General features: G+C 65.4%; 11 protein-coding genes and 2 pseudogenes. 8 read left to right on the top strand and 5 right to left on the bottom strand.

Annotated features, from left to right (window positions below):
- Positions 1 to 2,703, bottom strand: a pseudogene (locus ACFP9U_RS18240) (hypothetical protein); the annotation flags it as partial.
- A 403-nt stretch (positions 2,704 to 3,106) separates the two neighbouring features.
- Here ACFP9U_RS18240 and ACFP9U_RS18235 point away from each other — a divergent pair.
- Positions 3,107 to 5,092, top strand: a complete 1,986-nt coding sequence (locus tag ACFP9U_RS18235) for an acetyl-CoA carboxylase biotin carboxylase subunit (RefSeq protein WP_378623641.1) — start codon at positions 3,107 to 3,109, stop codon at positions 5,090 to 5,092.
- Positions 5,093 to 5,388: 296 nt separating this feature from the next.
- Here ACFP9U_RS18235 and ACFP9U_RS18230 read toward each other — a convergent pair whose 3' ends face one another.
- Positions 5,389 to 5,655 carry an SEL1-like repeat protein gene (locus ACFP9U_RS18230; RefSeq protein WP_378623639.1) on the bottom strand — a complete coding sequence of 89 codons (267 nt, stop codon included), beginning with the start codon at positions 5,653 to 5,655 and terminating at the stop codon, positions 5,389 to 5,391.
- A gap of 368 nt (positions 5,656 to 6,023) precedes the next feature.
- On the opposite strand from ACFP9U_RS18230, the gene ACFP9U_RS18225 reads away from it, so the two are divergent.
- Complete coding sequence (locus tag ACFP9U_RS18225) at positions 6,024 to 6,368, top strand: DUF2147 domain-containing protein (protein WP_378623638.1); 345 nt, start codon at positions 6,024 to 6,026, stop codon at positions 6,366 to 6,368.
- A 133-nt stretch (positions 6,369 to 6,501) separates the two neighbouring features.
- On the opposite strand, the gene ACFP9U_RS18220 is transcribed toward ACFP9U_RS18225, so the two are convergent.
- On the bottom strand, positions 6,502 to 7,206 hold the full coding sequence (locus ACFP9U_RS18220; RefSeq protein WP_378623636.1) for a glutathione S-transferase family protein: 705 nt from the start codon (positions 7,204 to 7,206) through the stop codon (positions 6,502 to 6,504).
- A 199-nt stretch (positions 7,207 to 7,405) separates the two neighbouring features.
- On the opposite strand from ACFP9U_RS18220, the gene ACFP9U_RS18215 reads away from it, so the two are divergent.
- From ACFP9U_RS18215 to ACFP9U_RS18200, 4 genes are read left to right on the top strand one after another with little or no spacing between them, the layout of a single operon-like run.
- The gene (locus ACFP9U_RS18215; protein WP_378623635.1) at positions 7,406 to 7,600 is read left to right on the top strand and encodes a hypothetical protein; all 195 of its coding nucleotides are present in this window, start codon (positions 7,406 to 7,408) and stop codon (positions 7,598 to 7,600) included.
- Positions 7,593 to 7,781, top strand: a complete 189-nt coding sequence (locus ACFP9U_RS18210) for a hypothetical protein (protein ID WP_378623633.1) — start codon at positions 7,593 to 7,595, stop codon at positions 7,779 to 7,781. The genes ACFP9U_RS18215 and ACFP9U_RS18210 overlap by 8 nt, the downstream gene beginning before the upstream one ends.
- 41 nt (positions 7,782 to 7,822) lie before the next feature.
- A complete protein-coding gene (locus ACFP9U_RS18205; protein WP_378623632.1) occupies positions 7,823 to 9,319 on the top strand; it encodes an AMP nucleosidase in 1,497 nt (498 codons plus the stop codon).
- A gap of 45 nt (positions 9,320 to 9,364) precedes the next feature.
- On the top strand, positions 9,365 to 10,387 hold the full coding sequence (locus ACFP9U_RS18200) for an endonuclease/exonuclease/phosphatase family protein (protein WP_378623630.1): 1,023 nt from the start codon (positions 9,365 to 9,367) through the stop codon (positions 10,385 to 10,387).
- Between the two features lie 71 nt (positions 10,388 to 10,458).
- Here ACFP9U_RS18200 and ACFP9U_RS18195 read toward each other — a convergent pair whose 3' ends face one another.
- Together ACFP9U_RS18195 and bluB are read right to left on the bottom strand one after the other, a co-directional pair.
- Positions 10,459 to 12,165 carry an electron transfer flavoprotein-ubiquinone oxidoreductase gene (locus tag ACFP9U_RS18195; RefSeq protein WP_378623629.1) on the bottom strand — a complete coding sequence of 569 codons (1,707 nt, stop codon included), beginning with the start codon at positions 12,163 to 12,165 and terminating at the stop codon, positions 10,459 to 10,461.
- Positions 12,166 to 12,280: 115 nt separating this feature from the next.
- Positions 12,281 to 12,949, bottom strand: a complete 669-nt coding sequence (gene bluB / locus ACFP9U_RS18190; RefSeq protein ID WP_378623627.1) for a 5,6-dimethylbenzimidazole synthase — start codon at positions 12,947 to 12,949, stop codon at positions 12,281 to 12,283.
- A gap of 158 nt (positions 12,950 to 13,107) precedes the next feature.
- Between bluB and ACFP9U_RS18185 the strand changes: the two genes are divergently transcribed.
- Complete coding sequence (locus ACFP9U_RS18185) at positions 13,108 to 13,695, top strand: hypothetical protein (protein ID WP_378623626.1); 588 nt, start codon at positions 13,108 to 13,110, stop codon at positions 13,693 to 13,695.
- Between the two features lie 39 nt (positions 13,696 to 13,734).
- A pseudogene (locus ACFP9U_RS18180) lies at positions 13,735 to 13,939 on the top strand (uracil-DNA glycosylase); the annotation flags it as partial.

The raw sequence follows: 13,939 nt of genomic DNA, 5'->3' as shown, positions 1-13,939 counted from the left end.
CGTCACATTGGTGAGCGTCACATTGCCCTCGTTGTAGACGGTGACCGTGTAGGCGACCGTCTCGCCCGCCTCGGCAAGGTCGTCGTCGTCGGCGTCGACGAAGGCGCCCGTCATCTCCAGCCGCACGGCAGGCTTCTGCTGGAACGCGATCACCGTCGGGCCGGTGCCGCCCGCGGCGTGCGAGTCGGCCATCACCGCCGTGCCGTCGGGGGCGGTGCCGTGCACCGTGGCGGTGTTCTCGAAATGCCCGCGGTCGATATCGGCGGCCGTGATCGTGTAGGTGGCGGTGAAGGTGGTGTCGTCGCGCTCCTGCGCTTCCAGGCGCGCCAGCGGCCCGCCCGAAACGTCCGCCTTGTCGTCGTCGATGGTGATGCCGGTGAGCGTCACATTGCCGGTGTTGGTGACGGTGAAGGCGTAGGTGAGGGTCTCGCCGACATCGGCGTAGCCGTTCTCGCTGGTGTCCGCGAGTTCCACGGTCTTGACGAGGTCCAGCTCCGGCTGCTGGTCGAGCACCAGCCGCGTCGGGTCGTCGGGATAATGGTCGCCGTCCTGATCCTGGTCGGTCGGGTCGGCCGGGTCGTCCGACAGCGCCGTGACCCGCGTGCCGCGCGGCGAGACGGCGGTGGCGGTGGCCTGGTTGACCACCTCGCCGGCGTCGATGTCGGCCTGGGTGAGGGTATGGGTGGCGGTGAAGCTGGTCGCGTCGGGCGCGGCATCGGAGGCCAGCGTGATCGGGCCGCCGGAAACGGTCGCCTTGGAATCGCTGACCGTGATGTCCGACAGCGTCACATTGCCTACGTTCTCGACGGTGAAGACATAGGTGACGGTCTCGCCCACCTTGGCCACTTGGTCGTCATCCTCGTCGTTGAAGTGGGCCTGCTTCTTCAGGGTGAGCGCGGCGTTCTCGGCCACCGGGAAGACGGTCGGCCCCGCCCCGTCCGCCGAGCGCGAAGCGAAATCGTGAGCGTCGCCGTCCGGATCGAAGGCTGTCAGCGTCGCGGAATTGCGGATCTCGCCGGCGTCGATGTCGGCCTGGGTGACCGTGTAGCTGGCCGAAAAGGTGGTGCTGTCGGTCGCCCCCGGCGCCAGGCTGGCCAGCGGCCCGCCCTGGACGGTGGCCCTGTCGTCGCTGACGGTGAGGTTCGACAGCGTCACATTGCCCGTGTTCTCGATCGTGAAGGCGTAGTCGATCGTCTCGCCGACATCGGCAAAACCGTCGCCGTCGCCGTTCAGCGTGGCTTCCTTGAGGAAGTCGGCGGCGATGTCCTGTCCAAGGACCACCACCGTCGGATCGTCCGGCTCCCCGTCCCCTTCCGCATCCGCATCCGCCGCCTCGTCCGGATCGTCCGAAAGATCGGTCAGCGCACCGCTGGAAGCCTGCGCATGCGCCGTCGCCTGGTTCTCCAGCCGGCCCAAATCAATGTCAGCCTGCGTCAGCGTGTAGGTGAGCGAGAACGTCTCCACCGCACCCGATGCCAGGCTGGCGAAGGTGTTCGGGATCGTCAGCATCGGATCGGTGAAGCTGACGTTGGTCAGTTCCACCCCGCCGGTGTTCTCCACCTCGAAGGCGTATTCGACCGTCTCGCCCGCGTCCGCCTCTTCGTTGCCGTCCGCGTCGACGAGCCGGGCGGATTTGCGCAACTCGAGATGCTCGTCGAGAATCGTGTAGACCGACGTGGTGCGCGCGCCGTCACCGCAAGTCTGGGTGCTGAAGAGGAGATAGTCGTCCGGCCGTTCGACCAGATGGATGACGATCGTCTCGAACTCCTCGTCGAGAGCGTCATCGATGATCTGCATGCCCAGCGGAATGCGGTCGCCGGCATAAACCCCCGGATCGATGACGACGGTGAAATCCTCCGTCCCGCTCGGTGTCGTGAAGTCGTCGCCCAGCGTTGCCGTCCCGCCGCCCACTTCCACCGACACCTCGACTTGCAGGGGCGCGGTGACGTTGCCGCTCACCAGAAGCTGCGGCAGAGCCGCATCCGGCTCGTGCTCCACCCCCGACCGGTCGCTCTCCAACTCAATGACCGGGTGCATGGTGAGCTGGATGTCATCCAGAAAATTGCCGAAGTCCGTATTCCCGTCGGCGGTCGATATGGCTTCAAAGCCAATCTGCTGGGTACCGGCCGCGCCGCTCCAGACGAGCGTTCCATTGTAGTCGTACCAGCTGTTGGGCCCTGGGTTGGCATGACACTCGTTCTGGGAAATGTTGCCCTCGACGAAGCACTCGTCGATGCCCCCTGTGCCCGAATTCCCCGTACCGACACGCACGACCTCGTTGCTGTTCCCGTCCCCCAGCTTGAATTCCATGACGTCGGTGCCGGCATGGCCGCGATGGCTGAAGCGCCAGTGGATGTCGTCCCCCGGCAACAGACAGACAGACTGATAGATTCGGGAAGCATTCGCGTTGGCGTTCAACTCGGCATACTGACCTCCGCTGCGCGCGGGGAAGCCGTGTCGACCGCTCTGCTGTAATTCGATCAGGGGTCCATTCCCCGAGCCGCAGTGCCCCCCTCCGGGCGGATGCGTCGTCTCCCAGCCCGGAACCGAATCACTCGCAAGCCAAACCCAATCGCCGCAGGTCTGGGGCTCTTCGAACCCCAGATTGAGGAAGCTGCGCTGGATCTGCGCCTCCGCCTGTGTCGTCGCGCCGACAAGCATGAAGGCGGCGGCGACCGCCGCGGCACGAAAGGTGCTTCGCACGGCCCGCATCCACGATGCCGATCCGCCGCTTCGCGCGTCCCCGCACCGCAAAGGCTCCACTGCGTTGCGTGTCTCGACCATGGAGGAAAGGTGGCTTACGTGTGCTGTCGGCATGGAATATCCCGTTGACTTGATGTGGCGACGGATGCCCGGAGCGGGCGTACACATGTACGGAGAACGGGTACGAGACGGCGCCTCCTGGAAACGAAGCGCAGGAAATCGGCCTCAGGATAGAAAGGGAGCGGCGTTTACGTCAGTTTCAAAGACGTATGTTTACGGAAACATGGAGGTATCCGACGCGCTGGCCCCGCCGGCCAGCACGCTTCCAGGCATTTCGCGGTTCGGGCAGGCGGGCTATAAGAGCTTCACCGAGGCCGCACCGGCACCTGCTTGAGAAGAGGCCATGTTCAAGAAGATCCTGATCGCCAACCGCGGCGAGATTGCAGTTCGCATCATCCGCACCGCGCAACGGCTGGGGATTGCGACGGTGGCGGTCCATTCGGACGCGGACGCGGACGCGCCGGCGCTGCACGTGGCGATGGCGGACGAGGCCGTTCACATCGGCCCCTCACCCGCGAACGAAAGCTATCTCGACGGCTCGCGCATCATCGCCGCCGCACAGGCCACCGGGGCGGAGGCGGTCCACCCCGGTTACGGTTTCCTGTCGGAGAACCCCGATTTCGTGGAGGCGGTGGAACGGGCCGGGCTCGTCTTCATCGGCCCTTCGGCGAGCGCGGTTCGCGCGATGGGCTTGAAGGACGCAGCCAAGCGGCTGATGGAGAAGGCCGGCGTGCCGGTGGTGCCCGGTTATCACGGCGAGGCGCAGGAACTGGTGGTGCTGGCCACGAAGGCGCGCGAGATCGGCTATCCGGTGCTCATCAAGGCACGCGCCGGCGGCGGCGGCAAGGGCATGCGGCGCGTCGACGACCCCGACCGCTTCTCCGAGGCTCTCGCCGGAGCTAAGCGCGAGGCGAAGGCGGCCTTCGGCGACGCGCGCGTGATCGTGGAGAAGCTGGTCGAGAAGCCGCGCCACATCGAATGCCAGGTCTTCGGCGACCGCCACGGCAACGTGGTGCACCTTTTCGAGCGCGACTGCTCGGCCCAGCGCCGGCACCAGAAGGTTGTGGAGGAGGCTCCCGCCCCCGGCATGACGCGGGCCATGCGCATGGCGATGACGGATGCGGCGGTAAAGGCGGCGCAGGCGATCGGCTATCGCGGTGCCGGCACGGTGGAGTTCATCGCCGATGCCTCCAAGGGGCTGAAGCCCGACCGCTTCTGGTTCATGGAAATGAATACACGGCTGCAGGTGGAGCATCCGGTCACCGAGATGGTGACGGGTGTGGACCTGGTGGAGTGGCAGTTGCGTGTGGCGGCGGGCGAGGCGCTTCCCCTTCCCCAGGAGGCCATTGCGCTCCAGGGCCATGCGATCGAGGCACGGCTCTACGCGGAGGATCCGACGCGCGATTTCCTGCCGGCGACCGGCCGGCTCTACCACCTGCGTTTTCCGGAACGGCTGGACGGCGCCAATCTGCGCATCGATACAGGCGTGCGTGCGGGGGATATCGTCTCGCCCCATTACGACCCGATGATCGCCAAGCTGATCGTTCACGCGGGCGACCGCGAACATGCGCTTGCCGGGCTGCGCACGGCGCTCGGCGAGACACGGATCGCCGGTTGCACGGTTAATGCGGGTTTCCTGGCGCGGCTGATCGACGATCCCGACTTCGCGGCGGGCCAGTTCGACACCGGATTGATCGAACGCCACCGGGAAGCGCTGATCCGGGTGGCAGAGCCGGACGGAAAGACGGTGGCGCAGGCTGCGCTCGCAGCCTCCGGCGCCGCCTATCGGCCCGAGGCCGCGGATCCGTTCGAGGCGATCTCGGCCTATGCCCACTATCATCCGCCCGCGCACCGGCGCACCATCCATCATGGCGGGCGGGCGCTGCCGCATGCGATCACCGGGCTTGGCGACGGGCGCTTTGCGGTGTTGCTGGAGGGTACCAAGGACGCGGTGACACTGTCGCCGGCGGCGGATCCGGAAACGGCCGCGTGGCCGGGACACGTGACGCTGTTCAAGGGCGCCGATAGCCATACCTTCGCACTGCAAGACCCGTTGGAAGACGCCGAGGCGGCGAGCGGCGGTGAAAGCCTGCGCGCGCCGATGCCGGGGCTCGTCAAGCTGGTCCGCGCCACCGCTGGGGAAAAGGTCAAAGTGGGACAGCCGCTCCTGGTGCTCGAGGCGATGAAGATGGAGCACACGGTCACCGCGCCGCATGACGGGATCATCGCAGAGATCGCCGTCGAGGGTGCCCAGGTGAGCGACGGGACGGTGCTGGTGCGGTTTGCCGAAGCGGACATGCCGTCCAGGGGTGGACGGACGGAGAACTAAGGTGGGACGAATGCAGCGGGATTGCCGGGCGTGCCTTCGCCCTCGCGCTTCGACAGGCTCAGAATGAGGACGAAAGCAGGCCGGCGTCCTGCAGGTTTCAACGTTGGAACTGCGGCACAACACGAGCCCTCATGGTGAGCCAGTCGAACCACCAAGACGGGCTGCCGTGAACATAGGATAACGCCGCGCCGGCGCTCGGCCGGTCGCGGCGTTCTTCAGCAGCGTATCCCTTGTCCGCCCGCCCTTTCGTCGCCAGCGGACGATACGTGCCGGCGCCCCCGCACTACCCGGTGTTCTCAGTGGGTCGTCATCCATTCGCGCGCCGCGCGCAGGGCGCGGGCGATGTCGGCCTTGGACATGCCTGCCGCGAGTTCGGAGCGCATTTCGGCGGCGCGGCCGGAGCCCTTGATCGCGGCGATGTTGAACCATTTGTGGGCGGCGACCAGGTCGACATCGCAGTCACGCCCGGTCGCATACATCATGCCGAGTTGGAAAAGAACGTCGGCCTGCGTACCGGCGCCGATCGCGCCGGAAGCTGCCTCATGAAAATCGAAACGCGCCATTTCAAATCCCCGTTTTCACCCTGAGAGCGGCCCGCCATCTTGTTGTTTGTAGCGATGCTGCGATGGTTTCGAAGGATGACGCCGAGGCTTGAAATCGCCGTTAAATAGCTTGATTAATTTGAAGAAAACAAAGTTCAAACATTCGGTAAATGGGCGGAATCCGTTAAGGATGGAAACCCCCGGCAACGCCGGTGTTTGAAAGTGGGCGCCCGGCAAAAAGTTAACGCCCGCGTCAACCCTTTGCTAACCACGACAAAAGCCGCAACGGCGTAAATGCTTCACCGGAGGCACCGGCCAACCGGGACAAAAGCTTCCCCGAGGCGGTCAAGTCCTTTATCCTTACGTGTGCGTAAGCTGGGGAGAAAAGCATGTTCCGCAACACGCTCCTTCTGGCGGCGCTCCTGGCGGTATCGGCCGGGCCAGCGCTTGCCGATCCGATCGAAGGACGGTGGAAGACGCGGTCCGGCAACACCGCCGAGATCGCCGCCTGCGGCCAGGCCTTCTGCATCACGCTCAGGAGCGGGCCCCATGCCGGCAAGGCGGTCGGGCGCTTCGAGGCGCAAGCCGACGGCAGCTATTCCGGCACGGTGACGGACCCGAAGAACGGCAAGACCTACAAGGGCAAGGGAAGCCTGGAGGGGGACGTCTTCACCATGGGCGGCTGTGTGCTGGGCGGCCTCATCTGCCGCAACGAGCGCTGGTCGCGGCTATAGCGGTTCGGCCCCTTCGGGGAAATTTGCGAGAGGCAGCAAGAGCGTGGCGATGCCGCGCGCGATTACGCGCGCGCTCGTGCCGAACTGTCCGGCGGGACGATCCGGCGAACGGCCGCCCCGCCCCTGCTTCCCGTCAGGCGCGGGCGCGCTGCCCGAAGAGGACCTTCTTGGCCTCCTCGTCCTCAGCGATGTTGCGGCGATGTTCCTGGCCGACGGCGAGGCCGCGCTCCACGGCGGGCCGCGCCGTCACTGTTTCGAACCAGCGCTTCAGATGGGGGAAGTCGTTCAGGTCCTGTCCCTGGTTCTCGTGCGGCTTGATCCAGCCGACGGAAGCGATATCGGCGATGGAATAGTCGCCCGCCAGATACTCACGGTCGGCCAGCCGCTTGTTCATGACGCCGTAGAGGCGATTGCACTCGTTCGTGTAGCGCTCGATGGCGTAGGGAACCTTTTCCGGTGCGTACTGGCGAAAATGGTGTGCCTGGCCGGCCATGGGTCCCAGACCGCCGACCTGCCAGAAAAGCCATTGCTCGATTTCGACGCGCTGCCGCTCGTCGGTGGGATAGAAACGGCCGAACTTGCGGCCGAGATACTGCAGGATGGCGCCGGATTCAAAGATCGAGATCGGCTCTCCCCCCGGTCCCTCGGGATCGATGATGGCGGGCATGCGGTTGTTGGGTGAAATTTTGAGAAACTCCGGCCGGAACTGCTCGCCGCGGCCGATATTGACGTAGTGCACCTCGTACGGCACCCCGAGCTCCTCCAGCATGATGCTGACCTTCCAGCCGTTGGGAGTCGGCCAGTAGTGGAGCTCTATGGGGCGGTTTTGGGCTGTCATTCGCTGTCTCCGTTTTTCTCGAAGCGTGCGGATCGCGTGGAACGGCCCCGGCCTTCGCCGGCGCACACTCCTGCTTCCAACCCACCTCATATGAGCACTCGTGCCCGGTAATCAAATTGAACCGGTCATGAACGCGCGTCTCAGCACCGGTTCAGTGCGCCTCGGGCAATATGGCCAGCATGATCGAGGAAACGCCTTCATGCTGACGCGCTGCTTCACCGCCATCTGCCTGGGAACATCCCTCATGGGCATGGCAGCCGCCATCTTCGCGGCACAGGCCGGCCGGCACGGCGCGCCCGGGATGGAGACGTTTCCCTGCAATGTCGAACAGGGGATCCGGTGCCCTTCGCAAGAAGCGCCCGGCCCCGCCTACAGGGGCGGAAATCATGACTGACACGCTTTTACAGGTCTCGCGCGCGGCACCAAGAGCCCTGGTTTTCCTTTCGTTACTGGTGTTGCCGGTCATCGCCATGGGCAGCGTGCACGGCGGCGAGGAGGACATCATCGCCGGCAGCTACAAAGCCTCGAACGGCGCCGGGCTCGTGCTGGTGATCAGCCTGAAGCGCGCCCGCTGATTGTGCCTCGAAACGGGCGCATAGACTTCCTATAATGGGTTATGGACAAGCGAATCTATCCAAAGCCCATCGAGACCATAGAAAGCCCCGAGCCGATCGCACGGGAGAGCTTTCACGACGCGCGCAGCGCCGTTGACGCGCTCAGGGCGATCTATGAGCGCAACACCGCCTTCCTGCGTGCAGCGTTCGACGACATCGCCGCGACCGGGCGGTGCGACCGCCGCTACCGTGCCTTCTATCCCGAGATCAGCGTCTCGACCTCCTCCTTCGCTCAGATCGACACGCGGCTGGCCTACGGACATGTGCCGACTCCCGGAGTCTACACGGCGACGGTGACGCGTCCGGATCTTTTCGACACCTATCTGATGGACCAACTCGAGCTCATCATCCGCAATCACGGTGTGCCGGTGACGGTCACCGAATCGGAGACCCCGATCCCCCTTCACTTCGCCTTTCTCAAGGATACCTACGTCGAAGCCTCGCTGCCCGACCGGCTGAAGCGGCCGCTCCGGGACCTTTTCGACGTGCCGGATCTCGGCGCCATGGACGACGATATCGTCAACGGCACCTATGATCCGGGACCCGGCGAGCCGATGCCGCTTGCGCCCTTCACAGCCCCGCGCATGGATTTCTCCCTGCACCGCCTGTCACACTACACGGCGACGGCGGCCGAGCATTTCCAGAATTTCGTCCTGTTCACCAACTACCAGTTCTACATCGACGAATTCTGTGCCTATGCACGCGCGGCGATGGCGGCAGGCGGAGAAGGCTACGAATCCTTCGTCGAACCGGGCAACATCGTCACCCTGGCGGGCGAGGAAGCACCACGCGATGCCATGCAGCGCATGCCGCAAATGCCGGCCTATCACCTGAAAAGAAGCGACCATTGCGGGATCACCATGGTCAATATCGGGGTGGGTCCGTCGAACGCCAAGACGATCACCGACCACATCGCGGTGCTGCGCCCGCATGCCTGGCTGATGCTCGGCCATTGCGCCGGCCTGCGCCACACGCAGGCCTTGGGAGATTATGTGCTGGCGCACGCCTATGTGCGCGAGGACCACGTGCTGGACGACGATCTGCCGGTATGGGTGCCGCTGCCCGCGCTTGCCGAGGTGCAGGTGGCGCTGCAGGAGGCTGTGGCCGAGATTACCGGCCTTTCCGGCTATGAATTGAAGCGCATCATGCGCACCGGCACCGTGGCTACCATCGACAACCGCAACTGGGAGCTTCGCGACCAGCGCGGGCCGGTGCAGCGCCTGTCACAGTCGCGCGCCATCGCGCTCGACATGGAATCGGCGACGATCGCCGCCAACGGCTTCCGTTTCCGGGTCCCCTACGGCACGCTCCTGTGCGTCTCCGACAAGCCGCTCCACGGCGAGTTGAAGCTGCCGGGCATGGCCACGGACTTCTACAAGCGGCAGGTCGCGCAACATCTGAAGATCGGCATCCGGGCCGTTGAAAAGCTCGCCGCCATGCCACCGGAGAGGCTGCATTCGCGCAAGCTGCGCAGCTTTTCGGAAACGGCTTTCCAGTAGGTGTGGCAGCCTTGTCCGCAGGCACAGTGGCAAAGGTCTCTCACCGTGGCGCCTGAGGCCTCGGCGCGCCGCACCGGTCGCGGGCTGGCCGCCCCCTTGCTGGCGCTCTGCGCCACGCTGCCGACCTTGCCGCTTGTGATGGGCTATTGGGGGGCGCTGCATCCGGCCTTCGATGCGCTGGTGCATTTCCGCATCCATCTGGCCGCCGTGGTCGTGCTCGCGGGCCTGCCGCTCCTTCTTTTCCGGGGCTGGCGGCGGATCGGTCTCACCGCGATGGTTCTCGGCCTGACCGCCATTGCCACGACGGTCGCCCTGCCGATCCGCGACGTGCAAGCCTGGGCAGGCGTCGAGCCAGCCAATGGGGCGCGCTACCGGCTTCTGCAGCTCAACCTTCGTTATGACAACCGCACACCGAAACAGGTGCTTTCGCTCATCGGCCGCGTGGAGCCGGACGTGATCACGCTGGAGGAGGTCTCCGCCATGTGGCGCGAGGAGATCGCGCTTCTGCGGCACGCCTATCCGCACCAGATCGTCTGTCCGCCCCCCACGCCGGTCGGCGGGGTTGCCATCCTGTCGCGCAGGCCGTTCCTGCACCCGTCGCGGGCGCAATGTCTGGACCGCGGGGCGCTGGCGATTGCCACGGTGAATTTCGGCGGCACGGCGATCGACGTCGCCGCACTTCACCTCGGCTGGCCGTGGCCCTTCGAACAACCCTGGCAGATCCCGCGTGTTTCGGCGGCGCTTCAGCAACTCAGCGAGACCGCCATTCTGGCCGGCGATCTGAACGCCGTTCCCTGGAGCATGACCGCGCGACGGATAGCGGCGGCGGGAGGGCTCGCCCGGCTGGAAGCGATCGGCCCCTCGTGGCTCGCACGACCATTGCCGAACGCATTAAGGCGCACGGTCGGCCTGCCGATCGACAACATCCTCGTGAAGGGCAGGCTTGTGCCACTCGACACCCGGCGGCTCGACGATGTCGGGTCGGACCACCTGCCGGTGCTCCTGGAGTTCTCCGTGCAGCCCGACACCACACCGCGCAAGATGATGCAGGCCCGGTCAGAGCAATAGGGGGACAAGGCAGCAAGCCAACAGGTTCGGGCGAGTTGCGTCCCCGACTGCTCCACTCTCACCTACCCACCTTACATGTTCTGATAGACCGGCCCCTCGCCGCCCTGCGGGGGCACCCAGTTGATGTTCTGGTTCGGGTCCTTGATGTCGCAGGTCTTGCAGTGCACGCAGTTCTGCGCGTTGATGACGAAGCGGGCATGGACATTTTCGGTCGCGGGGCCGCCCTTTTCGGCAGCGCCCGGCCCGCCGGCGAGCGCATTGCCGTCATCGTCCACCCATTCGTAGACCGCGGCCGGACAGTAGCGGGTCGAGGGGCCGGCGAAGATCGAGAACTCCGATGCCTCCTGTAGCTCCATGTCCTTCACCTGAAGGTGCACGGGCTGGTCCTCCTCGTGGTTGGTGTTAGACAGGAACACCGAGGACAAGCGGTCGAAGGTCAGCACACCGTCGGGCTTGGGGTAGTCGATGGGCCGGTGTTTTTCCGCCGGCTCCAGCGTCTCGTGGTCCGGCTTGCCATGGCCGAGCGTGCCGAGCGGGGAGAAGCCGAAGAGGCTGTTCATCCACATATCGAAACCGCCGATGCCGACGCCGAGCCAGGTGCCGAAGCGCGACCACAGCGGCTTGACGTTGCGCACCTTCTTCAGGTCGCGGCCGATGTCGGAAGTGCGCCAGGCCTCCGCATAGGCGGACAGCTCGTCATTGGCACGACCGGCGGCAATCGCCTCGGCCACATGCTCGGCCGCCAGCATTCCCGACAGCATCGCGTTATGCGAGCCCTTGATGCGCGGGACGTTCACGAGGCCGGCCGAGCAGCCCACCAGGACGCCGCCCGGGAACGCCATCTTCGGCACGGACTGGAAGCCGCCCTCGGTGATGGCGCGCGCGCCATAGGAGATGCGTTTTCCCCCCTCGAAGGTGCCGCGAATGGCGGGGTGCGTCTTGAAGCGCTGAAACTCCTCGAAGGGCGCCAGGTAGGGGTTCTTGTAATTGAGGTGGATGACGAATCCGACCGCGACGAGGTTGTCGTCGAAATGGTAGAGGAAGGAGCCGCCGCCCGTTCCGGAATCGAGCGGCCAACCAAAGGAGTGCTGCACAAGGCCGGGGCGGTGGTTTTCCGGCTTGACCTCCCACAGCTCCTTGAGGCCGATCCCGTATTTCTGCGGCTCGCGGCCTGCGGCAAGCCCGAAGCGGGCGATGAGTTCCTTGGCCAGCGAACCGCGCGCACCCTCGCCGATCAGCACGTATTTGCCCAGGAGCGCCATGCCGGGCTGATAGTTGGGGCCGTGGGAGCCGTCGCGCTCGACGCCGAGATCGCCGGTGGCGACGCCGATGACCGCGCCGTCGTCGTTATAGAGGACCTCGGCGGCGGCAAAGCCCGGATAGATCTCGACGCCCAGGGCCTCGGCCTTGTCGGCCAGCCAGCGGCAGACATTGCCCAGCGAGACGATGTAGTTGCCGTGGTTGTTCATCAGCGGCGGCATGAGCGTGTTGGGGATCCGCATCGAGCCTGCCGGTCCGAGCACCAGGAACTGGTCATCGGTGACGGGCGTCTTGAAGGGGTGGTCGGCTTCCTCGCGCCAGCCGGGCAGCAGCCGGTCGATGCCGATCGGATCGACCACCGCGCCGGAAAGGATGTGCGCGCCAACCTCGCCGCCTTTTTCGAGCACCACGATGGAAAGTTCCGGTTCGAGCTGTTTCAGCCTGATCGATGCGGCAAGCCCCGCCGGTCCGGCGCCGACAATCACCACATCGAACTCCATGCTTTCGCGTTCGCTCATTCATTCCTCCACGGTCGCCACGATTGGCTGCCTTCACCCGGCCCGGCTATAGCGCATCGAACGGCGCTGCGAAACAATCGGGGTGCGGCGGATCCATCATGCGAGACATCCGGACCTACCGCTCAAGCCTGTATGCAGCCGGTATCGACCGCTCTTCCCAGCCGGCCCGCTCCAGCGCCGGCACACTGTCTTCCTCCCGCGGGTAACCGAGGCAGAGATAGCCGATGAAGGTCCAGCTCTCCGGCACCTCCAGCGTCGCGGCGATCTCCTGCGGATCGAGGATGGAAACCCAACCGAGCCCCACCCCTTCCGCCCTTGCAGCCAGCCAGAGCGTATAGACCGCCATCACGGTCGAGTATCCGATCATCTCGGGCATGGTGCGCCGGCCGAGGCCGTGGCCCTTGGACGTGGTGCGGTCGGCGAATACGGCGACATGGCAGGGCGCCTCGTCGAGACCCGCCAGCTTGAGACGCGCGTAGCGCGCCGCCCGTTCGCCAGGCTCGGCGGCAAGCGCCTCGGCGTTGCAGCGTTCGAAATTGCGCCTTACGGCGGCGCGTCGCCGTGCATTGCAGACGGTGACGAAACGCCACGGCTCACTAAGCCCGACAGAGGGAGCAAGGCAGGCGATGTTCAAAAGGCGCTCCAGAATACCATCGGGCAGCGGGTCAGGCCGGAAGCGGCGGACGTCGCGGCGCCAGACGAGAAGGGCCTGCAGCTTTTCCCGGAAGACGGCATCGAAGACGGGAGCGCCCGGCGGGAGAGGATCAGCAGAAGTATTCGCCATGTCGCTTGCCGCCCGCTCCATCCCGGTTGTCGTGCCGTAACCGTATTTGGATCGGCTGCAAAGTGCCAAGCGGCATGCGGAGAAATTCACCGAAGAGATTCCCGTAACGCCGGCGCCCGGCTATAATGAGCGGCACTGGCGCGCATGGAGGCCCGACCATGCCCGGTATCTTGCGACTTGCAGCCGCTTTCGCGGCGCTCTTCCTGCTGGGGGCGCAACCGGCGGACGATGGAAGCTGGCCAGCGGGCGGATTCTCCTTTTCCGACGAGTTGGGCGGTTTCCGGATCCTCGACGTCAGCGGCAGGGGCACGCGAGCAGAGCCGATCGTTCTCACGCAGGAGCTTTATTCGGCGAGCGCGGTGGTTATGGTGGTCCGTATTCCCGACCGGAGCGCTGCCCTCTCCACGCGGACGCGCACGGGCATGACGCTCTATCTGCAACTGAACACGCTCAACGCCAGCGGTCTTCCCTGGGTCGAGTTCGCCTTCGAGCTGCAAGCGCAACTGGGAATACCCAGCACCTTTGGCGACGGCCTTTCCTTCGATCAGGTCGCCAGAGAACCGACGACGATCGCCTCCGATCGCTTCGACCTTTACACCCGCGATTTCGAGCCCTCCGATCGCCTCCTCTTCCGACAAGGTCACGTCGATCCACGGCAGGAGGCGGTATTCTCCTTCCTCATCACCGATCTCACGCCGACATACCAGTTCCATCTCGTGCAGGATCCGCGCATTCCGTCTTCCTGAGCCCTTGCATTGCCGGGCAGAGCGGAAGACATTGCAGCCATGATGCCCGACGAACTCCTCGATCCCGCGCGATTGCGTGCGCTCCTGGCCTTCTATGCCGACGCCGGTGTCGACACCGCGCTCGAAGAGGAGCCGCAAAACCGGTTCGCCGAGGGGCCGCCTGCAAAACCGGAACCGCCATCGGCTGCGGCGGAAGCACGAGCGCCTTCGCGTGAAAGCGCGCCCAGCCGGCCGCGGCCGGCGG

Source organism: Nitratireductor sp. GCM10026969 (genome assembly GCF_042660605.1).
Taxonomy (GTDB): domain Bacteria; phylum Pseudomonadota; class Alphaproteobacteria; order Rhizobiales; family Rhizobiaceae; genus Chelativorans.
Note: the sequence above shows the minus strand (reverse complement) of the source record. Positions and strands in the feature narration are given on the sequence as shown.

Bases quoted from the DNA above. Each gene is read 5' to 3' on its own strand.
- bluB (WP_378623627.1), bottom strand. From the start codon at position 12,949: ATGGCGAATACTTCTGCTGATCCTCTCCCGCCGGGCGCTCCCGTCTTC.
- ACFP9U_RS18220 (WP_378623636.1), bottom strand. From the start codon at position 7,206: ATGACAGCCCAAAACCGCCCCATAGAGCTCCACTACTGGCCGACTCCC.
- ACFP9U_RS18210 (WP_378623633.1), top strand. From the start codon at position 7,593: ATGACTGACACGCTTTTACAGGTCTCGCGCGCGGCACCAAGAGCCCTG.
- ACFP9U_RS18205 (WP_378623632.1), top strand. From the start codon at position 7,823: ATGGACAAGCGAATCTATCCAAAGCCCATCGAGACCATAGAAAGCCCC.
- ACFP9U_RS18185 (WP_378623626.1), top strand. From the start codon at position 13,108: ATGCCCGGTATCTTGCGACTTGCAGCCGCTTTCGCGGCGCTCTTCCTG.
- ACFP9U_RS18195 (WP_378623629.1), bottom strand. From the start codon at position 12,165: ATGAGCGAACGCGAAAGCATGGAGTTCGATGTGGTGATTGTCGGCGCC.
- ACFP9U_RS18225 (WP_378623638.1), top strand. From the start codon at position 6,024: ATGTTCCGCAACACGCTCCTTCTGGCGGCGCTCCTGGCGGTATCGGCC.
- ACFP9U_RS18230 (WP_378623639.1), bottom strand. From the start codon at position 5,655: ATGGCGCGTTTCGATTTTCATGAGGCAGCTTCCGGCGCGATCGGCGCC.
- ACFP9U_RS18215 (WP_378623635.1), top strand. From the start codon at position 7,406: ATGCTGACGCGCTGCTTCACCGCCATCTGCCTGGGAACATCCCTCATG.
- ACFP9U_RS18235 (WP_378623641.1), top strand. From the start codon at position 3,107: ATGTTCAAGAAGATCCTGATCGCCAACCGCGGCGAGATTGCAGTTCGC.